This window comes from Dietzia cercidiphylli (genome assembly GCF_039531545.1).
In the GTDB taxonomy this organism is placed as follows: domain Bacteria; phylum Actinomycetota; class Actinomycetes; order Mycobacteriales; family Mycobacteriaceae; genus Dietzia; species Dietzia natronolimnaea.
In genome coordinates this window covers 53685-74444 of record NZ_BAAAQG010000012.1, presented here as the reverse complement: position 1 = coordinate 74444, position 20760 = coordinate 53685, and the positions used below count along the sequence as shown (strand labels likewise).

The window sequence follows — 20760 nt, the reverse complement described above, 5'->3', positions numbered from 1 at the left end:
CGCCTCGGGCGTCGGCCGGGGATCAGGGGTTCGGCTCGACCGTGAGCTCCTTGGTGGCCGGGTCGAAGACCAGCGTGCCGCCCTCGAAGCGTTGGGCGACCGTGCCGTCCTCGCGCCCGGTCTCACTCGAGACCGGCAGGCCGAGCGGCCCGTGCTCGAAGCCCTGCGAGGCCCAGGCGTCGCCGATCACGCCCCAGACCGGGTGGGTACCTGTCTCGGGGGACGAGTAGACCGCACCGTTCTCGTGCTTCACCAGGGACACGTTGCCGAACCTCTGGACTCCCGAGAGGACCTGGCCGAGGGGGCCGGCGAACTGCGAGGCGAGCCTGGCGAAGTCGCCGCCGGTCAGGTTCCCGACGGAGCCCAGGTCACCGCCGACGGCGTCCTGCACCGAGCCGGCGTCGAACGGGATGTCGGCGAGCGTCTTCCCACCGGTGAGGATGCGGGTCAGCGCGGCGGCGTCCAGGCGGCCGCCGGACAGGACGGTCCGGAGCGCGGAGGTCACCGCGTCCTGGACGCTGCCCTGGGTGACGCCCGGGATCGTCGTCCCACCGGTGCCCGGTCGCGGGGTCGTCCCGGGGTTGGTGACCGGGGGAGTGGGGTTGGACGGCGCAGTGGGGTTGGACGGAGCCGGGGTCCCGCCGCCGCTCTGGGCGTAGGTGGCCGCGATGTCGCGGATCTGGCCCATCCTGGCGTAGCCGGCGTCGCCGGGGCACGAGGTGTTGCCGACGTCGCGGTGGGCGAAGATGTTGGGCAGCCGGACCGCGGCTCCCATGGGATACCTGGTGAAGGACGTGCCCTCGGAGTAGTGGGTGTCTGAGCCCTTGGGGTTGACCCCGGCGATCGACAGACGCCAGCCGATGATCTCGCCCATCTTGCGCACGGTGGCCTCGGGCGGGGCGACGGTCGAGTAGTCGCCCATCATCGAGATGCCCCACGTGTTGCCGTTGAAGCCGCCGGCGTGAGCGCCCTGGACGTTGCGGTTGAGGCCGCCGTGGCGCCCCTCGAAGGCCTGGCCGTACTTGTCGACCATGACGTTGTACCCGACGTCGCACCAGCCCAGGTTGCGTGCGTGGTAGGTGTAGATGCCCCGCACGACACCGGCCGAGCCCTCGCGGGTGTAGTTGTTGCTGCCGGCCGTGTGGTGGACGACGGCGGCGGCGAGCGTGGGGTCGTAGGTGGCGTTGCGGCAGCGGATGGACTCGTCGGCGCCCCAGCCGGCGCGGCTGATGATCGCCGGCTGCCTGGCCGCGATGTCACCGTTCGCTCCGGTCCCGCCCTGCGCTGTGATGTCCCCGAACGACTCCGGGTCGGGGGTCGGGGTGGCGTCGGGGGAGATCAGGACGGCGGTGACCGAGTCGGACTGCAGGTCCGTGGACTCCGCGACGGGCTTGATGTCCGCGTAGCGAGTCGGGACCGGCGGGGTGTCGTCGGAGGCGGGCTCGGCCGACCGGGTGGCCGCGACGTCGTTCTGCGCGGGGGACCCCGTGGCCGGGGTGTCGGCGGCCTCGGACTCCGGGGTCTCCGCGGTCTCGGACTCTGCGGTCTCGGACTCGGCGCCCTCGGATGCCGCGCCCTCGGGGGCGTCTGCGAGCGAGGTGTCCGCGAGGTCGACGCCGGAGACCTTGATCTGAACCGTGGTGGTGTCCACCCCGAGGAAGACCGGTTCGGTGCCTCCGCTGCCGGTGGTGCTCTCGCCCTCGTCGTCGACGGACTCGGCTTCGTACCAGGGGCCCCACGAGCCGTCCGGGTTCTTGGCGCGCAGGGCCGCGACGGCCTCCGGGTTGTATCCCTTCCACGTGACGCCGACCATCGAGAACGGCGTCTCGGAGGTGACCTCCTTGACCGGGGCGGAGCCCACGGCGATGTCGGTGTCCACGCCCGCCGCGGCAGGAGCGTCGGCAAGTGCGACCTCGGCCGTCCCGGTGGGAACCGCGGTGCCCGCCGTGGCGGCGATGTCGTCTCCGGACTCGACCAGGTGGTCCGCCCCGTACACGGCGAGGGGCGTGACGACGGACGCCGCGACCGCCACCGCGAGGGCGAGGGTCCTGCGTCGACCGCTGACGTTCAGGGGGCGGCGTCGTGTTCTCAAGGGCTTCTCCAGATCAGGTCTGTGTCTCGCGGATCCCGCTGCGGAACACTTCTTCCCGGCGGCCGCGAGCGCTGCGACCACTGGGACGAATGTGACGAACGTGGTCAATGGTAGCTAAGAAACGAGTGAAACCAAGTGGTACGGAAGTGAATTTTGGGGTCACAACCGTGTAGTTTCGAACCGATGTACGACGACGAGGCCGCCCGGCGAGCGGACTGAGCAGCGGCACCGCGCACGGGTGGGGCCCTCCTCGTCGTCGTCACCTGGTGTGGCACCGGACCCCTCCGCCCACCCGCCCGATACCCTTGGACCCGGACCCGCGCCGACCGGCGCGTGGACACGCCGGCCGCGGCGCCTGACCATGCGCAGCGCGTCGGCGACGGACTACGGGAAGGCTCGAAGTGATGGCAGGCGATCGGCAGTGGGGGACCTACGACCTCATCGTGGTGGGGTCCGGTTTCTTCGGCCTGACGGTCGCCGAGCGGGCCGCGGCCGAGCTCGGCAAGCGCGTGCTGGTGCTCGACCGTCGCCACCACATCGGCGGCAACGCCTATTCCGAGCCCGAGCCCGAGACCGGCATCGAGATCCACAAGTACGGGGCGCACCTGTTCCACACCTCCAACGAGCGGGTGTGGGAGTACGTCAACCGTTTCACCGACTTCACCGGCTACCAGCACCGCGTGTTCGCGATGCACAAGGGCACGGCGTACCAGTTCCCCATGGGGTTGGGCCTGATCAACCAGTTCTTCGGGCGCTACTACTCGCCCGACGAGGCGCGGGAGCTCATCGCCGAGCAGGCCGCGGAGTTCTCGGCCGAGGACGCGACCAACTTCGAGGAGAAGGCCATCTCGCTGATCGGGCGGCCGCTCTACGAGGCGTTCATCAAGGACTACACCGCCAAGCAGTGGCAGACCGACCCCAAGAACCTGCCCGCCGGCAACATCACCCGCCTGCCCGTGCGCTACACGTTCGACAACCGCTACTTCAACGACACCCACGAGGGCCTGCCCGTCGACGGCTACACCGCGTGGCTGGAGAACATGGCCGCCGACGAGAAGATCGACGTGGTCCTGGACACCGACTGGTTCGACGTCCGCGAGGCCGTCCGCGCGGCGAGCCCGGACGCGCCCGTGGTCTACACCGGCCCGCTGGACCGCTACTTCGACTACGCCGAGGGCGAGCTGGGCTGGCGCACCCTGGACTTCGAGACCGAGGTGCTGCCCACCGGCGACTTCCAGGGCACCCCGGTCATGAACTACAACGACGCCGAGTACGACTACACCCGCATCCACGAGTTCCGGCACTTCCACCCCGAGCGCACGAACTACCCCACGGACAAGACCGTCATCATGCGCGAGTACAGCCGCTTCGCCGAGCGCTCCGACGAGCCGTACTACCCGATCAACGAGTCCACCGACCGCGAGCGGCTGGCCCTCTACCGCGACCGCGCCAAGGCCGAGACCGCGGCCAACCGCGTGATCTTCGGCGGCCGGCTGGGCACCTACCAGTACCTCGACATGCACATGGCGATCGCGTCGGCGCTGACGATGTTCGACAACACCCTCGCCCCGCACCTGCGGGACGGGACGCCGCTCGCCGACTGAGGCCCGGCCGGCCCGGCCGAGGCGGGTCGGCCCTCAGGCGGCGGGCCCGACGGGCAGGCGCCTCACGACCTCGTCGCGCTGGGCCGCGTGCACCAGCGCCGGTTTGGCCTCCCCGAGGTGCTCGAGCACCGGGGTGACCGAGGACCAGAAGCGGCTCAGCGAGCTCAGCCCCTCGTTCTCCGCGCGGGCCTGGGCGCGCTCGGCCCGGGTGTCGTCGGGGCGGGTCGGGTGGTGGGCGGCGCGCTTGCCCTCGATGCGGTCGTCCTTGCGCTGGGAGATCACGTACCCGAGCGCGAACGCGACACTCCGTGGCATGCGGCCGGAGAGCAGGACGTCGGCCTCGGGGTGGTCGTCGAGCACCTGCTCGACCGCGCCGGAGAGCTCCTCGACCAGCCGGGCGAACGCGCGACGGTCGATCTGCCGACCGCTCGCGCCCGGGTACCACCGGCCGGCAGGGAGGGCCCAGGGGCGGAGGGTCTCGACGCCGTCGGTGGTGGCGGTGGGACCCACGACGACGACGAGGTCCGCCGCCGCCCGCAGTGGATGCTGCGCGTCGACCTCGGAGACGGCTCCGCCCCCGTCGAGCTGGAGCGAGAGCCACACGCGACCGGTTGGCCCGTGCCCCGTGCCGAGCGTGACCATCGACAGCTCGGAGTCCGGTCGGCTCCGTCGCGACAGCCACCGACGCTCGGCCCACATGTCGTCGCCGTCGTCGAAGTACACGGTCCGCACCCCCGTGTCCCCTCCGGGCAACCGGCGCCTGCGGGCCTCGGTGGGCAGCTCCGCGAGGTGCGTGCGCTCGCGCAGGAGGGTGTCGTATCCGACGGCCAGCGCGGCGGGGAACGCCAGGTTGGGGGCCAGCACGTAGCCGGTCGCGTCGTCGTCGTCGTTCATCGCCCTCTCGAGCTCGTCCGAGACGTGATCGACGGCCCGTCGCAGATCCACCACGTCGCCGTTGGTGCCGAACCAGCCGGTCGCCGAACGGAAGTCCAGGCTCCGGGCGTTGGCCACGTCCACCGCGGCGCGCATCCGGTCCGCGCTCTCGGCGGGGAGTAACCGCAGGTAGTACAGGGTGCCGTTGTGGGCGATCATCCAGGCGCGGACCGCCATGGCGGTGATGAGCACGGCCAGGGTGCCGACGAACCAGGCCAGGCGGGAGGGGGAGGTGCACTCCGGCGACCACAGGTCCGGCACCGCCGAGATGGTGCAGGCCGCGTCGCGGGTGATGAGATCCTCCGCGACCAGTCCGCCGAACGCCGTGGTCATGGCGACCGTGATCGCGATGAGCGTTTCCAGGATGAACACCGGACGAGGCTAGCGGGGTCCGCCGCGCGCTCACCACCGGCCCGTCTGCGACCCGCCGCGGACCCGCCGCGGACCCGCCGCCAGCGTGCCGCGCGTGCGGGCATGCGCGAGAGCGCCTGCTCGGCTCGACCACAGCCGCTCCCGGGCATGGACTCCCGCGCGCTCAGGGGGGCGGGCCAGCGAACTTCGGCGGAGGCGGGAACGTGAGCGGGCGCCCTCCCGGGGCCGGCGCAGGGGGATGACGACGACATGCGCCGCACCTAGAGTGAACGCATGACCAGCTCGGTGTCCCGCCCCCTCCGCCTCCTGCTCGTGGTGCTGTCCGGCGCCGCGGCCCTGCTGCTGATGCTGCTCCCGCTCGCCCCGGCAGGCGCCCAGGCTCCGGCACCCGCCCCCGCCCCCGCGCAGGACTCGACGGTCGGCGTCGGTATCACGGACCGGGCCGGTGTGCTCTCGGCCGGTGACCAGGATCTCCTGCGTACCGAGACGGCGCGCATCCCGTTCCCGCCGCAGGTGCAGCGGGTCGAGTACCTGGTCTTCGACGACGGGAACGAGAACCTCAACGACACCACCGAGCGCTTCGCCCAGGCCGAGCGGCCGGAGCTGGTGTCGGAGGATCGCGAGAAGTGGGCGCCCGGAACGCTGATCGTGGCCAATGACGTGGAGTCGCGGCAGGTCGGCATCTACTGCGGCGACGACGTCTGCGTGGCACTCGACCTCTTCGAGGGCCGGCACCTCGACGGCTCGCTGGAGGCGATGAAGGACCCGATGCGGCGCGAGAACCACGCGGTGGGCCTGCTCTCGGGTGCGCAGGCGGCGGCCGACCCCACGGTCCTGGCACCGGAACCCGAGGGCATGCCGTCCTGGCTGCCGTGGGCCCTCGGCGGCGCGGGGGTCGTCGGCGCGGGCGCGATCGGTGCCGGCGTCGCGGCGAGCCGCAAGAAGAAGGCGACGACGGCGAGGGAACGCTACGACCGGGTCTCCCGCGAGTACGGGCGGGTCGCGGGGGAGCTCACCGGGCTGGACATCCGCGCCAACTCGCTCACCTCCCCGCTGGCCGACGACGAACTGCGCTCGCAGTGGGAGGACGTGCGGGACCGCTTCCTCGCGCTGGACACCGTCATGGGACGGATCGGGGACCTGCGGCCGGAGTCGACCGATGCCGAGTTCCGCGAGAAGGCCGACGACATCGAGACAGCGCACACCACTGTCGATCAGATGGAGGCGGCGGAGGAGAACATCGACCAGCTCTTCCGCATGGAACAGGGTGACGCCGACGTGCGCCGCCGCCAGCTCGGGGAACTGCACGAAGACATGCTGGCCGCCGCGCTGGGGACGGAGGACGAGCGTCTCGCCGCCGAGGCCAAGGCCCTCGACGCGCGGGCGGACGAGCTCTCCCGGGACACGCAGGCGACCGACTTCATGGACCGCTACGCGCGACTGGTGGTGGACTACCGGCTCGTGGTGGAGGCCATCCGGGCCCGCGAGATGGCGGATGTCGAGGCAGCGGACGACGCGGGTGACCGCCACGCGCCGAGGCTGTACGACCGGGACTGGCGCGCCGGCTACGGCTACAACGGCTTCGTGCCGTTCTACGTGGTCTCGAGCTGGCACGCCCACGACGTGCAGGCGGCCCAGGCGGCGAGTTCCACCAACACGAGCTACTCCAACGCCTCGTTCTCCGGTGGCGGCGGGTCGAGCGGGTACTAGACCCCCGGCGCCCGCCTCAGCCCTCGACGATCTCGACCGACTCGATCGTGTGCACGGTCCGCGGCGCGCCCTGCGGGCTGCCGTCGTCCTCGATCGCCGTGACGGCGTCCATCCCGTCGGTGACGGTGCCGAAGAGGCTGTAGGCCGGCGGCAGGGAGACGCCGGAGTCGCCGGTGACGATGAAGAACTGGGAGCCGTTGGTGTCCGGGCCGGCGTTGGCCATGGCCATGGACCCGATCTCGTACTCGCCCTCGGCGGGGAGCTCGTCGGAGAACTGGTAGCCCGGTCCGCCGCTGCCGGTGCCCTGCGGGTCGCCGCCCTGGATCATGAAGCCGGGGATCACCCGGTGGAAGGTGATGCCCTCGTAGTACTTGTGGCGGGCCAGGAAGACGAAGTTGTTCACCGTCTCCGGCGCCTTGTCCTCGAGCAGGTCCACGGTCACCACGCCGGCGTCGGTGGTGATCACGGCGGAGTAGTCGACCCCGGGGGTCAGGCACATCGGCGGGGCGGAGTCGAACGAGGTGATGCGCTCGTCGGTGCCCTCGGCGGGCGGGCACTCGACCGCGTCGGCCGTTCCTCCGTCGGACGCCTCGGCCCCGGTCTGCGTCCCCGCGGTCGTGCCGGTGGCCGCGTCCTCGGCGGGTGAGTCGTCGGTGCCGCACCCGGCGAGCGCCAGGGGCACCGACAGGGCGAGGATGCCCAGGGCGGTGCGGAGGGTCGGACGGGGCCGGGCTGTGGCGGAGAGCTGCATGAGACAAACCTACGTGGCGCGTCCACGCCGCTGAACCCCCGGTTCCGCGTGGTGGGAGGGATCGCCCCGGCCCGCCGGGTACGATCGACCCGGCTTTCGACTAGGGACGGGGACTCATCCATATGCACCACCACGGCCACCACGAACTGGTCGACGAGGTCGAGCGGTCGGTCGCCGGTCTCGCGGACCCGATCGGCCGGGAGTGCCTCCAGCGGGTCATCCTGCCCCGGGCCGGCGAGCCGCTGGACGTGAGATCGCTCTACCTCGCCGAGGCCCCCACCAACGCCCGCCGCGCCCACTCCGCCGGCCGCACCACCCTGAGCGTCGGCGCGGATTCCGAGGTCTCCTTCGCCACCTACTTCAACGCCTTCGCGGCGGCGTACTGGCGTCGTTGGACGATCCTCGGTGAGGTGGTCCTGCGGCTGACGATCCGCGGCGCCGGCCGTGTGGACCTCTACCGGTCCAAGATCGACGGCTCGCGCATCGCGATCACCGGGGACGTCGTGGGCGAGCCGGGCGAGTCGGGGGCGGACCGGGTCACGACGGTCGAGTTCGTCTGCGACCTGGGCCCGTTCGAGGACGGCGGGTGGATCTGGTTCGACCTCACCTCCGACACGGACGTCGAGGTGCTCGCCGGTGGGTGGTACTCGGCCGTGGACGCGCCGGCCACCCGCCCGGACGCGGGCCCGGACGGCACCCCCGATCCGTCGGTGCAGGTGCCCAACGACCGCCGGGTGACCGTCGGTATCCCGACCTTCAACCGCCCCGGGGACGCGGTCGCGGCGCTGCGGGCGCTCACCTCCGACCCCGAGGTGGACGCGGTCCTGGACGCGGTGCTCATGCCGGACCAGGGCGACCGCAAGGTGCGTGACGAGCCCGGGTTCGCGGAGGCCGCCGAGTACCTCGGCGAGCGCCTGCGGATCTTCGATCAGCCCAACCTGGGTGGCTCTGGTGGGTACAGCCGCATCATGTACGAGGCCCGGCGGCTCACCGATTCGCCGTACATCCTGTACATGGACGACGACATCGAGATCGAGCCCGACTCGATCCTGCGGGCGCTGGCCTTCGCCCGCTTCTCGCGCGTGCCGATGCTGGTCGGCGGCCAGATGCTCAACCTCCAGGAGCGCAGCCACCTCCACACCATGGGCGAGGTGGTGGGGGCGCACGACTTCATGTGGACCGCCGCCCCGCACGCGGACTACGACTACGACTTCTCCCGGTACCCCCTCACCGACCGGGAGAACCCCAAGGAACTGCACCGCCGGATCGACGTGGACTACAACGGCTGGTGGATGTGCCTGATCCCGCGGGTGGTCGCGGAGAAGATCGGGCAGCCCCTGCCGCTGTTCATCAAGTGGGACGACGCGGAGTACGGGCTTCGGGCGCGCCGCGCCGGCCACCCCACGGTGTCCATGCCGGGTGTGGCGATCTGGCATATGGCGTGGTCGGACAAGGACGACGCGATCGACTGGCAGGCCTACTTCCACCTGCGCAACCGACTGGTGGTGGCGTCGCTGTACCACGACGGCGACCACAAGGGGATCATGCAGTCCAGCCTCAAGGCGCTGGTCAAGCACCTGGTGTGCCTCGAGTACTCGACTGTGGCCATCCAGATCGAGGCCATCCGCGACTTCCTGCGCGGACCGGAGGCGCTCTACGAACTGCTGCCGACGGCCCTGCCCAAGGTCCGGGCGATGCGCGCGCAGTTCCCCGACGCCGTGGTCATCCCCTCGGCCGTGGACCTGCCCGCGCCCTCCGGCGGCCCGGCGGGGATCCACTCCGAACCCCGGGGCCCGGTCCGCAAGGCGCTCGCCCTGGCAAAGGGCCTCTCGCACACCCTCAGCCGGGACGACAAGGCGCACCACGAGGTGCCGCAGGCCAACTTCCCGCCCGTGGAGGCGCGCTGGTACTCGCTGAGCCGGGTCGACGGCGCCACCGTCACCACCGCCGACGGGCGCGGGGTGGTCTACCGCAAGCGCGACCGTGAGCAGGCCGGATCCCTGTTCGCCGAGTCGGTGGCCGTGCACAGGGAGCTCTTCCGCCGGTTCCCGGAGATGCGGCGCCGCTACCGTGATGCGCACACCGAACTCGTCACCAAGGAGGCCTGGAGCCGTGTCTTCGACGCCTGAGACCGCACCCGGGCCGGCCGGCCCCGACCACGCCGGCACGGGGCCGACGGTGGAGATCCCCGTCCCGACCGGTGAGGTCCGGTTGCTGGCCGGGATCCAGCGCCGGCTCCTCGCGGTGCCCGGATCGCGTGAGGCCGCCGTGACGCTCTCGCACGTCGGGGAGCACGCGCTGGGCTGGATGGCGATCTCGGCGGTCGGCGTGGTGGCCGACCCCGCCCGCCGGAGCCGGTGGGCGATGGTCGGTGTGGGCAGCTTCGGGGCGCACGCCACCTCCGTCGTCATCAAGCGGGTCGTGCGGCGGCGACGGCCGGACCACCCCACCGTCGCGGTGGGGGTGGGCACGCCCTCCTCGCTCAGCTTCCCGTCCTCCCACGCCACGTCCACCACCGCGTTCGCCCTGTTGGCCGGGGCGGTGAGCGGCGTCCCCGTGGCCCCCGCACTCGTTCCCGTCATGCTGGCGTCCAGGCTCGTCCTGGGCGTCCACTACCCTTCGGATGTGTTCGCCGGCGCCGCGGTCGGCGCGGGCTGCGCTGCGCTCACCCGCGCGGTCTGGCCCACGGACCCCGTCCAGCGCCTGCTGCCGGAGGCGCTGCGTGACGGCGCGCCCGGACCGCGCACCACCCCGACCCCCGAGGAGAATCGATGACCGATCAGACCGGAGTCCCGGCCTCCCGGGGCGGGGGCGATCATCACCTTCTCGGTGCGGAGCCGCACACCGCCAACGAGATCGACCTCGCCGAGGCCGAGGAGGAGGCCAAGGGCTCACCGCCCAGGAACCTGCTCGACGGCATGATCAAGGCCCTCCGGCCACGGCAGTGGGTCAAGAACGTCCTCGTGGTCGCGGCACCCGCCGCGGCCGGGTCGCAGACGCTCACCGACACCTCGGTCCTCTTCTCGGTCTTCATCGCCTTCGTGGCGTTCTGCATGGCGGCCTCGAGCGTGTACCTGATCAACGACGCGATGGACGTCGAGGCGGACCGCGCGCACCCCACCAAGCGGTTCCGTCCCATCGCCGCCGGGGTGCTGCCGGTCGGACTGGCCTACGGCATGGCGGTGGCGCTCATCGTCGCCTCGATCAGCATCTCGGTGCTGTTCACCCACCCGGCGCTGGCGATCGTCGTGGCCGTGTACATCGTGCTGCAGCTCATGTACTGCTTCGGACTCAAGCACCAGCCGGTGCTCGACATCGCGTTCGTCTCCTCCGGGTTCCTGCTCCGCGCGGTGGCGGGTGGCGCGGCGGCCGAGGTCGAGATCTCGCAGTGGTTCCTGCTGGTCATGGCGTTCGGCTCCCTGTTCATGGCGGCCGGTAAGCGGTACGCCGAACTGAACCTGCACCTGAGGACCGGGGCCAAGATCCGCAAGGCCCTGGAGAGCTACACCCCGACCTACCTGCGGTTCGTGTGGACGCTGTCGGCGACGGTGCTCGTGCTCTGCTACGCCCTGTGGGCGTACGACCGCGGTTCCGATCCCACCCAGCCGTCGGGCTCGGCCGTGTGGTTGCAGATCTCGATCGTGCCGTTCACCATCGCGGTGCTGCGCTATGCGGTCGACGTCGACGCCGCCCAGGCCGGCGAGCCCGAGGACATCGCGCTCGGGGACCGCGTCCTGCAGGTCCTGGCCGGGTTGTGGGTCCTGACCGTCGTGATCGGCGTCTACCTCGTGCCGTCCTTCGCCTGACCGGGGTGGGCGGGCGATGTCGGAGGTGACGGCGGGGAATCCGGGAGCGGGGCGTCCGGCAGCGGACCGGCCCCCGGCGACCGTGGCCTCGCGGAACCCTGAGCGGATCACGGAGCGGATCACCGGGCGACCCCGGGCCGAGCCGGCCGTCTTCTGGGGCGGCCTCGTCGTGGTGGTGGCGGTGTTCCTCGCCGGCGCGTGGCAGCGCCGGTGGATCGCCGACGACGGGCTGATCGTCCTGCGCACGGTCCGCAACCTCATCGCCGGCAACGGACCCGTGTTCAACGCGGGGGAGCGGGTCGAGTCCAACACCTCCACCCTGTGGACCTATCTCATCTATCTCACCCACGAGGTCGTCGGCTATCGGCTCGAGTTGGTCGCCCTGGGGTTGGCGCTGACGCTGAGCATGATCGCGGTCGCGTGCGCGATGCTCGGCACCCGCGTGATGTACCGGGGCACCCGGCGCGCCCCCGCCGGTGGTCCGATGCTGCTGTTGCCGCTGGGCGTGGTGGTCTACATCATGCTGCCGCCCGCCCGGGACTTCGCGAGCTCGGGCCTGGAGACGGGGCTGGTGATCTGCTGGATCGGCGTCATGTGGCTCGGCCTGCAGCGGTGGGCTCGCGCGCCGCACCGCGAGTACCGGTTCGGTCTACCCGCGGTGGGCACGGCCGCGATGGCGTTCATCGCCGGGCTCGGTCCGCTGGTGCGCCCCGAGTTGGCGCTGGCGGCGGTGGTGTTCCTGGCGCTGCTGGCGGCGTCACAGCAGTCGTGGCGGCATCTGGGCTGGTTGGTCGCCATCGCCGGAACCGTCCCGGTGGTCTACCAGATCTGGCGGATGTCGTACTACGCCCTGCCCTATCCGTTGACGGCCGTCGCCAAGGACGCGGGCGGGTCCAAGTGGGACAAGGGAGCCCAGTACCTGTGGGACCTGCTGTCGCCGTATGTCCTGCTCCTGCCGCTGGCGGTCGTCCTGGTCGCCGGTCTGGTCTCGCTGTGGGCCGTGCGCCGGTCGGACCCCGCCGCGTCCGGGTCCCCGCGTCGCCGGGGTGGGGTGACCGGTGACGACGACGAGGTGGGCGGTCTGCTCCGCCTGCGCGGCCGGGTCCGCTCGACCCCGGTCGTCACGGTCGCCTTCCTCGTGGTGGCCGTGATCATGCTGGCGTACGTCACCCGGGTCGGCGGGGACTTCATGCACGGCCGGGTGCTGCTGCCGTCGGTGTTCCTGTTCCTCCTGCCGGTCTCCGTGGTGCCCCTGCCGGTCGGACCCGCCCGCGGGGCGGACGACGCCCGCGTGCGCCGGGTGGCGGTCCCCGTCGTCGCCGGTGCGTGGCTCGTCGTCGTCGGATGGGCGGTGACCGTCGAGGTGGTCCAGGACCCGTTCCGCGACGAACCGGAGTCCATCACCGCCGCGGGGATCGTCGACGAGCGGCAGTTCTACATCCAGCGGACCGGCCACAAGCACCCGTTGCTCGCGGACGACTACCTCGACTTCCCGCGCATGAGGGCACTGGTGAGAGAGGTCTCGACCAACCGGACGGGGGCGGTATTCCTGCCGGTCCCGGGCTTCCAGGACCGGTGGGACGTGGTGGCCTACGACCGCCCGATGCCCGGACTGCAGCCGTTCGAACTGCCCGACGACCCCATCAAGACGGTCGTGTTCCTCAACCTGGGCATGACCAGCATGAACCTCCCGCTCGACGTGGACGTCTACGACACCGTGGGTCTGGCCTCGCCGTTGGCCGCACACACCGACCGCATGGAGGACGGGCGTATCGGGCACGACAAGTTCCTCCCGTACGACTGGGTGCTCGCGCGCAACGGGGTGGTCGAGGACCCGGTCAACTTCCCGCGATGGATCGACGTGAACTGGGTCAACCAGGCCGAGGTGGCGCTCACCTGCCCCGCGACCGAGGCGCTGATCGACTCGTATTCCGGCCCGTTGACGCTGGAGAAGCGCTGGTCCAACCTGGTTAACGCATTCTCATTCGCCGAGTACCGGATCAACAGAATCCCTGCATACGAGGTGCAGAGGTGCGGGTTGCCCATGCCTGAGAAAGTGGAGAAGTACCAGGGCACTCGGTAGTGTGGCCCGTACTGTTGTCTCGAATCGATAACAGTAGGGGATCGATCAGGTCCCCGACCTGTAACACCTGTCCCAGAATAAGCGACAGTAACGATGTCGCAGTTCCGGTCCTCCCCTGGTGGGGCCGGTCCGATGGACGTCACCGATGCCCCGGGTCACCTGGGGGCACCAGGAACGAACAAAGGAACCCACGAATGTCCCAGACCACCCTCCGGCGCAAGTTCGCCGCCGGGCTCACCGCCCTGGCGACGGCTGCAGGCCTCGTCGTGGGCGCCCCGGCTCTCGTCGGCGCCCAGGCCACCGAGCAGGGCTCGTCGGCCAGCCTCGGTTCCGCCGGATCAGCCGGCGCGCCGCCCGCGGCCCCCGCGTTCCGACCGGCCGGCGGTAACGAGGACCCGCGCGGAAACCGCGGAGTGCTCCGCCCCGGATGCTGGTACGACGAGCAGGCCCGATCCTGGGTCCAGTTCTGCAACGTGTGGTCGCCGTCGATGAACCGCGACATCAAGGTCCAGGTCCAACCGGCCCGGTTCAACGGCAACGCCGGCCTGTACCTCCTCGACGGCCTGCGCGCGCGGGACGACTGGAACGCGTGGACCCGCGACGCCCAGGCGCACCGCATCTTCCTTCAGGACAACATCACCCTGGTCATGCCGGTGGGCGGGCAGGTGTCCTTCTACTCCGACTGGGACCGGCCCATCAACCTCGGTGGCAACCTGCTCGAGTACAAGTGGGAGACCTTCCTCACCCGCGAGTTGCCGGTCTACCTTGAGCGCCACTTCGGCGTCAGTCGTACCAACAACGCCATCGCCGGCCTGTCGATGGGCGGCTCGGCTGCCGCGACGCTCGCCGCCAAGCACCCGACGCAGTTCAAGCAGGTCTCGGTGTTCTCCGGTTACATGAACCCCACGGCTCCGGGCATGTACACCATGATCCCGCTGGCGATGTTCGACGAGTGCCGCTGTGACCCGTTCGCCATGTGGGGTCTGCCGGGCTCCCCGCGCTGGGGCGAGCACGACCCGCTCCTCAACGCCGATCGACTTCGGAACATCCCGATGTACGTCACCGCCGGTTCCGCGATCCCGGGCCAGTACGACCAGCCCTCCAGCCTGCAGGCCGTGTTCAACACGTTCAACGGCATCATCCTCGAGGGGCTGTCACGTGGTTCGACCCTCGCGTTCCAGAACACGATGAACGCCGCGCCGAATAAGGCGACGTTCAACTACCGCACCACCGGCATCCACGGCTGGGGTTACTGGAACGACGACCTCATCGCGGCCCGCTCGGCGCAGATCCTGCCCGAGATGAACGCTTTCGCATGGGCGGGGTACTGACCCGACTGATATGAGAACGGATTCGCCCGCTCACAGCGAGTCCTCACCCGTCACACCGGGGCCCCGCGCGTAGATTCTCGTGCGGGGCCCCGGTCGCTTGCGTGACCACCGGGTTCGGCCGCGGGAGGGGAGCCCGCGGGCGGACGACGGACCAGGGCCCCGGGCAGAAGCTGTCCGGGTCGCGCTCGCGGCCCGTTCACCGAGACGTTCGGCGACGACGCGGCAAGGAAGAGAACCTCACATGGCGACCCCCAGCGCACACGCGAGCCCCCGCACCCGGTGGGCGTCCCTCCTGGCGGCCCCACTCGTGGTGGGAATGGTGGGCTCCGGCCTCATCGTCCCTCCGGCTGCGGGCGCCCAGGAGACCCCGGTCCGGGTGGCCCCGGGTCAGGAGACTCCCGCCCAGGGCTCCCCGGTCCAGGCCTCCCCGGCACAGACCGGTCCCGGCCAGGAGGACCCGGCCCGGCAGACCCCCGGGAACCGGGTGGACTCCCCCTCCCTGAGCGTGCCGACGACCCTCCCGACCGGAGTCCGCCTGGACAAGGTCGAGTGGAAGACGGCCAACCGGGTCGCACTGTGGGTGCAGTCCCCGGCCATGGAGCAGGCCATCCAGGTGCAGCTCATGCTCCCGGCCCAGTGGAACGCCGAGCCGGAACGCACGTACCCCTCGCTGCTCCTGCTCGACGGCCTGCGGGCGCGCAACGACGCCAGCGGGTGGACCCTCGAGACCAAGATCTCCCAGTTCTTCGACGCCAAGAACGCGATCATCGTGCTCCCCGTCGGCGGCGAATCGAGTTTCTACACGGACTGGGTCGCGGACGCCAACGGCTCGGCCTACCAGTGGGAGACGTTCCTCATGGAGGAGCTGCCGCCGCTACTGGCCCGCGACTGGCGGGTGAACGACAAGCACGGCGTGGCCGGGCTGTCGATGGGTGGCACGGCCGCGATGATGCTCTCGCAGCGCTACCCGGACTACTTCCAGTTCGCGGCGAGCTACTCGGGCTTCCTCGACACCACGAGCTTCGGCATGCCCGAGGCCATCAAGGTGGCCATGCAGGACGCCGGCGGGTATCAGGCGGAGAGCATGTGGGGACCCCTCGGCTCGGCCAGGTGGCAGGAGCAGGACCCCAAGCTCCACGCGGACAAGCTCCGCGGCCAGAGCGTCTACGTGTCCGCGGGAAGCGGGAACACCGGTCCGTGGGACCAGCCGTCGGGTCTGCCGGACATCCCCACCAACTTCCCGGGCTACGGGCTCGAGCTGCTGTCGCGGATGACCACCCAGACCTTCGTCAACAAGGCCCGCGGGGCCGGCGTCGAGGTGACCGCCAACTTCCGGCCCTCGGGCACGCACACGTGGCCGTACTGGCAGTTCGAGATGATGCAGGCGTGGCCCCAGTTCGCGGGCGCTGTGGAGATCGAGAACGTCGAGCCCCCGTGCGCGGCGCAGGGTGAGATCGCCCGGGTCGCCGAGCGTCAGCCCGGTCTGGGCCCGTGTCTGACGGGCGAGTACGACGTCAAGGGCGGCAAGGCCACCGACTTCCGCTTCGGCCGGGTCTTCTGGTCGCAGCAGACGGGCGCGCACTCGGTCCTCGGGGCCATCGGCGCCGCCTACCAGGCCGAGGGCGGACCCGACGGCCCGCTGGGGCTGCCCACCTCGGGCGAGACCACCACGCCTGACGGCAGGGGCCGGTTCACCCAGTTCCAGAACGGGGTCATCTACTGGTCGCCGACCACCGGGGCGCACGCGATCCGCGGGGCGATCCGGTCGATGTGGCAGGAGCGCGGCGCCGAGCGCGGGGACCTCGGCTACCCGACCACCGACGAGATCACCAACCCGAACAAGCCCGGAGTGGTCCAGGGCTTCCAGGGCGGCACCGTCTACTGGTCCTCCGCCACGGGCCCCAGGGTCGTCGAGGGCGCCATCCTGACCACCTACCGGGAGGCCGGCGCGGAGAACTCTGAACTCGGGTACCCGACCACCGACGAGATCTCCCTGACCACGCGCAACGGCGCCTTCAGTCGCTTCCAGGGCGGGGCGATCTACTGGTCGCCGCGCACCGGTGCGCACGCCATCCCCCGCGGTCCGGTGTTCGACGCCTGGGGCACGGTCGACTACGAGCGCGGCCGGCTCGGCTATCCCACCAGCGCGCTGCGCACCACCCGGGACGGCCAGGTCATGGATTTCGAGGGCGGCCGGATCACGGTGACCGGCGGCCGGGCGGAGATCTCGTGACGGCCAGGGCGGCGGCTCTCGGCGCGGCGCTCGTGGTGGCGGGCGGGATGCTCACCGCGTGCGGCGGAGGCGACTCGACGGTGTCGGGAGTCCCCGACTCCGAGACGATGGCCCCGCCCCCGGGCGGCGCCGCCACCTCGCAGGCCCGCGTCCCCGCCACCGAGGACTCGGGGCGGTTCACCGAGGCGCCGGCACCGGTGGGCTCGGACGCCCCGGGGTACACGGCCCCGGTCGTGGGGGCGCGGGAGCGCGGGTACCTCGCGGCGCTCGAGGCCCAGGACATCGAGACCGCGGAACTGTCCGACTCGCTCGTGGCCGCCGGCAACACGATCTGTCGGATCCGGACCACCGGCGGGGCCGCGGGGGAGACCACCACGATCGCCGACGCCGTGGCCGGGCAGATCTCGGTGGGCGGGTACTCGGACCGCGAGGTCGACGAGATCTCCCGGATCGTCGTGGACTCCGCGGCCGGGCAGCTCTGCCCGTGACACCGCTCGACCCCTGACACCGCTCTGCCCGTGACGCCGGTTTACCCCTGACGCCGGTTCACCCCTGACAGAGCCCGACCCCAGACGCGCGTGCGCCCCGGGCGCCGCCCGCGCCGCCCGGGGCGGTGCGTCGTGACACGTGCCACGACCGCCGGCGGAACCCGGCGGCCCCGTGGCGCGTTGGACCTGTCGTCGGCCGCCCGCGGACTCGTGTCGGGCGCCCGGGAAGGAGTTCGTATCGTGGCTCGTGGATCGCGTCGTGGAGGTGGCCGCCGTCTCGGGTGCTCGCTCGGAGCGCTCGTCATGGTGGTCCTGCTGGTGCTGGGGATCGGCTGGTGGATCGGTGACCGGGGGCTGCCGACGGGTCCGGACGGCCCGCTGCCCGGCCCGGCGGAGCCGGAGCTGACCCAGCCCGCGGACTGCCCCGACGTGCAGATGATCGCCGTGCCGGGGACCTGGGAGAGCAGCCCCACCGACGACCCCTACGCGCCGTCGTTCCTGCCCAACGCGCTGCTCAAGACCATCACGGACCCGCTGGGGGAGCAGTACCCCACCGAGCGCCTGGAGGTCTTCACGGTCCCGTACGTGGCGCAGTTCCGGAACCCGCAGCGCCCCGACGAGATCACCTACGACCAGAGCCGGGCCGAGGGCACGGATCGCGCGCGCGCCGAGCTGGTCGCGGTGCACGATCGCTGCCCGTACACCTCCTACATCCTGCTCGGCTTCTCCCAGGGGGCGGTGATCGCCGGCGATCTCACCAGCGAGATCGGCACCGGCAACGGGCCGGTCCCGGCGGAGCTCGTCCGGGGTTCGGTCCTCATCGCCGACGGTCGGCGCCTGCCCGGTGAGGGCCAGTCCCCGGGGCTGTCGCCGGGGACCGGTCAGGGGATGGAGATCTCGCTCCAGCCGGTGACGGGCTTCACGCAGCTCATCGCGGGTGCCACCATGACCGGCCCGCGGCCCGGCGGCTTCGGGGCGCTCGACGACCGGACCGCCCAGATCTGTGACTCCCGGGACCTCATCTGCAACGCCCCGCTCAACGTGGTGGACGGGGCGGCCCGGTTCCAGGAGTTCGTCGCCAACAACGCCATCCACGCCATGTACGCGACCAACCCGGACGTCGTCATGGGGACCACGGTTCCGGAGTGGACCATCGGACACGTGCGGGAACTCGTCGACGCGGCACCGGAGATCGCCCACGACTGACCGCCCGACCGAGTACCGTGCATGGGCGCGACACGCCTGGCCGGGTCGGGGATTCGGAGTTCGGATGTGCGCCGGGGCACGCTGTAAGATCGACCAAGCTTGTCGCCCGGTATGTCCGAGGTCGGCGACGTCGACCATCCAGTCATCGGTTCGGAACGGAGCAACGTGGAGTTCGAGCAGTACCACGACGCCAGCGGGGCGATCGTCATCCCTGATCGCACCACCCTGGTCGACTTCGTCGAATCCAACGTCTCCGCAGCACGCCGGGACCCCGCGGCGGACGGGCTGATCTACCGCTACATCGACTACTCCTCCTCGCGGCAGGGTGAGGTCGCCGAACTGTCGTGGTCCAACTTCGGTGACCGGCTCTACGCCATCGCCGCACGGCTGCAGCAGGTGGCGCAGCGGGGAGACCGCGTGGCCATCCTGGCGCCCCAGGGACTCGACTACATCGTCTCGTTCTTCGCCGCCATCCACGCCGGCCTCACCGCCGTCCCGTTGTTCGATCCGGACGAACCCGGCCATCACGACCGACTCCACGCGGTCCTCGGGGACTGCACGCCGTCCGTCATCCTCACCTCCACCGAGTCGGCGGCGGGGGTCCGCACGCTCTTCCGCGACCTGCCCGCCCGGGAGCGGCCCCGCACGGTCGCCGTCGACGCGATCCCCGCCGAGCTGGGCTCGGGCTGGACCCGGCCCGATCTGGGTGCGGACGACATCGCCTACCTGCAGTACACCTCCGGGTCGACCCGCGTCCCCGCCGGCGTGGAGATCACGCACCGCAACGTCGTCACCAACGTCATGCAGCTCTTCGACGGGCTGGGCCTGACCCGCGCCTCCCGCGGCGTGACCTGGCTGCCGCTGTTCCACGACATGGGTCTGCTCACCGTGATCCTGCCGGCGATGGGCGGCGCCACGATAACCGTCATGAGCCCCCGGGCCTTCGTGCAGCGTCCCGGGCGGTGGGTCACCCAGCTCGGGGCGATGTCCGACGGCGACGGGGTCTTCGCCGCCGCCCCCAACTTCGCGTTCGAACACGCGGCCCGTCGTGGCCTGCCCCGGGAGGGCGAGTCGCTCGACCTCTCCGGGGTCACCAGCATCATCAACGGGTCCGAGCCGGTCACCCCCGCCTCGATGCGCGCGTTCAACGAGGCGTTCGCCCCGTACGGGTTGGCGCCGACCGCCATCAAGCCCTCCTACGGCATGGCCGAGGCGACGCTCTTCGTCTCCTCGCCCCGCAAGGACGACGAGGCGATCGTCATCCACGTGGACCGGGAGGACCTCAACAAGGGCGTCATGACCGTCCTGGACCCCGACGCGGTGGAGGGCAACGAGGACGCCATCCCGCAGGTGGCGTGCGGGTACGTGGCCCCCAGCCAGTGGGCGGTGATCGTCGAGCCGGGTGTCGACGGGTCGACGGGCGAGCACGACGGCACCGGCCGGGAACTGCCCGAGGGCCGGGTCGGGGAGATCTGGCTCTACGGCACCAACGTCGGGCGGGCCTACTGGGGTCGGCCGGAGGAGTCCGAGGCCACGTTCGGCAACAGGCTCACGGAGCGGCTCCCGGAGCACTCGAGGACGGTGCGCGAGTTCGGCACCGTCCCCTCCGGCGCACGGTGGCTCCGCACGGGTGACTACGGCGCCTACGTGGACGGCCAGCTGTACATCACCGGTCGGGTCAAGGACCTCGTGATCGTCGCCGGACGCAATCACTACCCGCAGGATCTCGAGAACACCGCGCAGGACGCCTCCGCCTCGCTGCGCCCGGGCTTCGTCGCCGCGTTCTCCGTGCCGGCCAACCAGCTCCCGATCGACGCCCGTAACGGCGCCGTGATCCCCTCCGATGACTCCTCGGAGACCCTCGTGGTGGTGGGCGAGCGCGCCCCCGGTGCGGGGAAGGCGGATCCGGGACCCATCGCGGACGCGGTCCGCTCGGCGATCTCGGCGAGGCACGGGGTCACCGCGCAGGACGTGATCCTGGTCCCCGCCGGGTCCATCCCCCGAACCTCCAGCGGCAAGATCGCCCGCCGCGCCTGCAAGACCGCCTACGTCGACGGGACCCTGCGGGGAGGCCACCAGCAGACGGCCTTCCCCGACGAGCCGGCGGAGTAGTTTCCGGGCCGCTTCACGGCACCACCGGTGCGCGGCGGC

At 71.3% G+C, this 20760-nt stretch carries 14 protein-coding genes; 11 read left to right on the top strand and 3 right to left on the bottom strand.

The window, feature by feature from the left end; translation table 11 throughout:
• Nucleotides 1–22 precede the first annotated feature (22 nt).
• Nucleotides 23–2092: an N-acetylmuramoyl-L-alanine amidase gene (locus ABD250_RS12640; protein WP_241730588.1), complete on the bottom strand. Its 2070-nt coding sequence runs from the start codon at nt 2090–2092 to the stop codon at nt 23–25.
• A gap of 404 nt (nt 2093–2496) precedes the next feature.
• Between ABD250_RS12640 and glf the strand changes: the two genes are divergently transcribed.
• Nucleotides 2497–3696 (top strand): UDP-galactopyranose mutase, encoded by a 1200-nt coding sequence (gene glf, locus ABD250_RS12635; protein ID WP_182658352.1) that lies wholly within the window; start codon nt 2497–2499, stop codon nt 3694–3696.
• A gap of 33 nt (nt 3697–3729) precedes the next feature.
• On the opposite strand, the gene ABD250_RS12630 is transcribed toward glf, so the two are convergent.
• Nucleotides 3730–5001 carry a hypothetical protein gene (locus ABD250_RS12630; protein WP_344392589.1) on the bottom strand — a complete coding sequence of 424 codons (1272 nt, stop codon included), beginning with the start codon at nt 4999–5001 and terminating at the stop codon, nt 3730–3732.
• A 273-nt stretch (nt 5002–5274) separates the two neighbouring features.
• On the opposite strand from ABD250_RS12630, the gene ABD250_RS12625 reads away from it, so the two are divergent.
• Complete coding sequence (locus ABD250_RS12625) at nt 5275–6711, top strand: DUF5129 domain-containing protein (RefSeq protein ID WP_182659456.1); 1437 nt, start codon at nt 5275–5277, stop codon at nt 6709–6711.
• Between the two features lie 16 nt (nt 6712–6727).
• Here ABD250_RS12625 and ABD250_RS12620 read toward each other — a convergent pair whose 3' ends face one another.
• Entirely contained in the window at nt 6728–7462 is a 735-nt protein-coding gene (locus tag ABD250_RS12620) for a peptidylprolyl isomerase (protein WP_179524230.1), read from the bottom strand.
• 122 nt (nt 7463–7584) lie between these two features.
• On the opposite strand from ABD250_RS12620, the gene ABD250_RS12615 reads away from it, so the two are divergent.
• The 9 genes from ABD250_RS12615 to fadD32 all read left to right on the top strand — a co-directional run bounded on the left by ABD250_RS12615 (nt 7585) and on the right by fadD32 (nt 20721).
• The gene (locus ABD250_RS12615; protein ID WP_241730825.1) at nt 7585–9591 is read left to right on the top strand and encodes a glycosyltransferase; all 2007 of its coding nucleotides are present in this window, start codon (nt 7585–7587) and stop codon (nt 9589–9591) included.
• Nucleotides 9575–10237: a phosphatase PAP2 family protein gene (locus ABD250_RS12610; RefSeq protein ID WP_245847130.1), complete on the top strand. Its 663-nt coding sequence runs from the start codon at nt 9575–9577 to the stop codon at nt 10235–10237. The genes ABD250_RS12615 and ABD250_RS12610 overlap by 17 nt, the downstream gene beginning before the upstream one ends.
• Entirely contained in the window at nt 10234–11268 is a 1035-nt protein-coding gene (locus ABD250_RS12605; RefSeq protein WP_182609629.1) for a decaprenyl-phosphate phosphoribosyltransferase, read from the top strand. The genes ABD250_RS12610 and ABD250_RS12605 overlap by 4 nt, the downstream gene beginning before the upstream one ends.
• Nucleotides 11269–11284: 16 nt before the next feature.
• The gene (locus tag ABD250_RS12600) at nt 11285–13351 is read left to right on the top strand and encodes an arabinofuranosyltransferase AftB family protein (RefSeq protein WP_344392583.1); all 2067 of its coding nucleotides are present in this window, start codon (nt 11285–11287) and stop codon (nt 13349–13351) included.
• Nucleotides 13352–13545: 194 nt separating this feature from the next.
• Nucleotides 13546–14682 carry an alpha/beta hydrolase gene (locus tag ABD250_RS12595; protein WP_182658391.1) on the top strand — a complete coding sequence of 379 codons (1137 nt, stop codon included), beginning with the start codon at nt 13546–13548 and terminating at the stop codon, nt 14680–14682.
• Nucleotides 14683–14923: 241 nt separating this feature from the next.
• The gene (locus ABD250_RS12590; RefSeq protein ID WP_344392581.1) at nt 14924–16915 is read left to right on the top strand and encodes an alpha/beta hydrolase-fold protein; all 1992 of its coding nucleotides are present in this window, start codon (nt 14924–14926) and stop codon (nt 16913–16915) included.
• Nucleotides 16912–17403, top strand: a complete 492-nt coding sequence (locus ABD250_RS12585; protein ID WP_095717075.1) for a hypothetical protein — start codon at nt 16912–16914, stop codon at nt 17401–17403. Before ABD250_RS12590 ends, ABD250_RS12585 begins: the two co-directional genes overlap by 4 nt.
• Nucleotides 17404–17643: 240 nt before the next feature.
• Nucleotides 17644–18609, top strand: coding sequence for a cutinase family protein (locus ABD250_RS12580; RefSeq protein WP_182659222.1), 966 nt, complete (start codon nt 17644–17646; stop codon nt 18607–18609).
• Nucleotides 18610–18720: 111 nt separating this feature from the next.
• Entirely contained in the window at nt 18721–20721 is a 2001-nt protein-coding gene (fadD32, locus tag ABD250_RS12575; RefSeq protein ID WP_182659223.1) for a long-chain-fatty-acid--AMP ligase FadD32, read from the top strand.
• Nucleotides 20722–20760 lie beyond the last annotated feature (39 nt).

Coding starts and splice junctions, on each gene's coding strand:
- glf (WP_182658352.1), top strand. CDS start 2,497: ATGGCAGGCGATCGGCAGTGGGGGACCTACGACCTCATCGTGGTGGGG.
- ABD250_RS12625 (WP_182659456.1), top strand. CDS start 5,275: ATGACCAGCTCGGTGTCCCGCCCCCTCCGCCTCCTGCTCGTGGTGCTG.
- ABD250_RS12620 (WP_179524230.1), bottom strand. CDS start 7,462: ATGCAGCTCTCCGCCACAGCCCGGCCCCGTCCGACCCTCCGCACCGCC.
- ABD250_RS12615 (WP_241730825.1), top strand. CDS start 7,585: ATGCACCACCACGGCCACCACGAACTGGTCGACGAGGTCGAGCGGTCG.
- ABD250_RS12605 (WP_182609629.1), top strand. CDS start 10,234: ATGACCGATCAGACCGGAGTCCCGGCCTCCCGGGGCGGGGGCGATCAT.
- ABD250_RS12600 (WP_344392583.1), top strand. CDS start 11,285: ATGTCGGAGGTGACGGCGGGGAATCCGGGAGCGGGGCGTCCGGCAGCG.
- ABD250_RS12595 (WP_182658391.1), top strand. CDS start 13,546: ATGTCCCAGACCACCCTCCGGCGCAAGTTCGCCGCCGGGCTCACCGCC.
- ABD250_RS12590 (WP_344392581.1), top strand. CDS start 14,924: ATGGCGACCCCCAGCGCACACGCGAGCCCCCGCACCCGGTGGGCGTCC.
- fadD32 (WP_182659223.1), top strand. CDS start 18,721: ATGTCCGAGGTCGGCGACGTCGACCATCCAGTCATCGGTTCGGAACGG.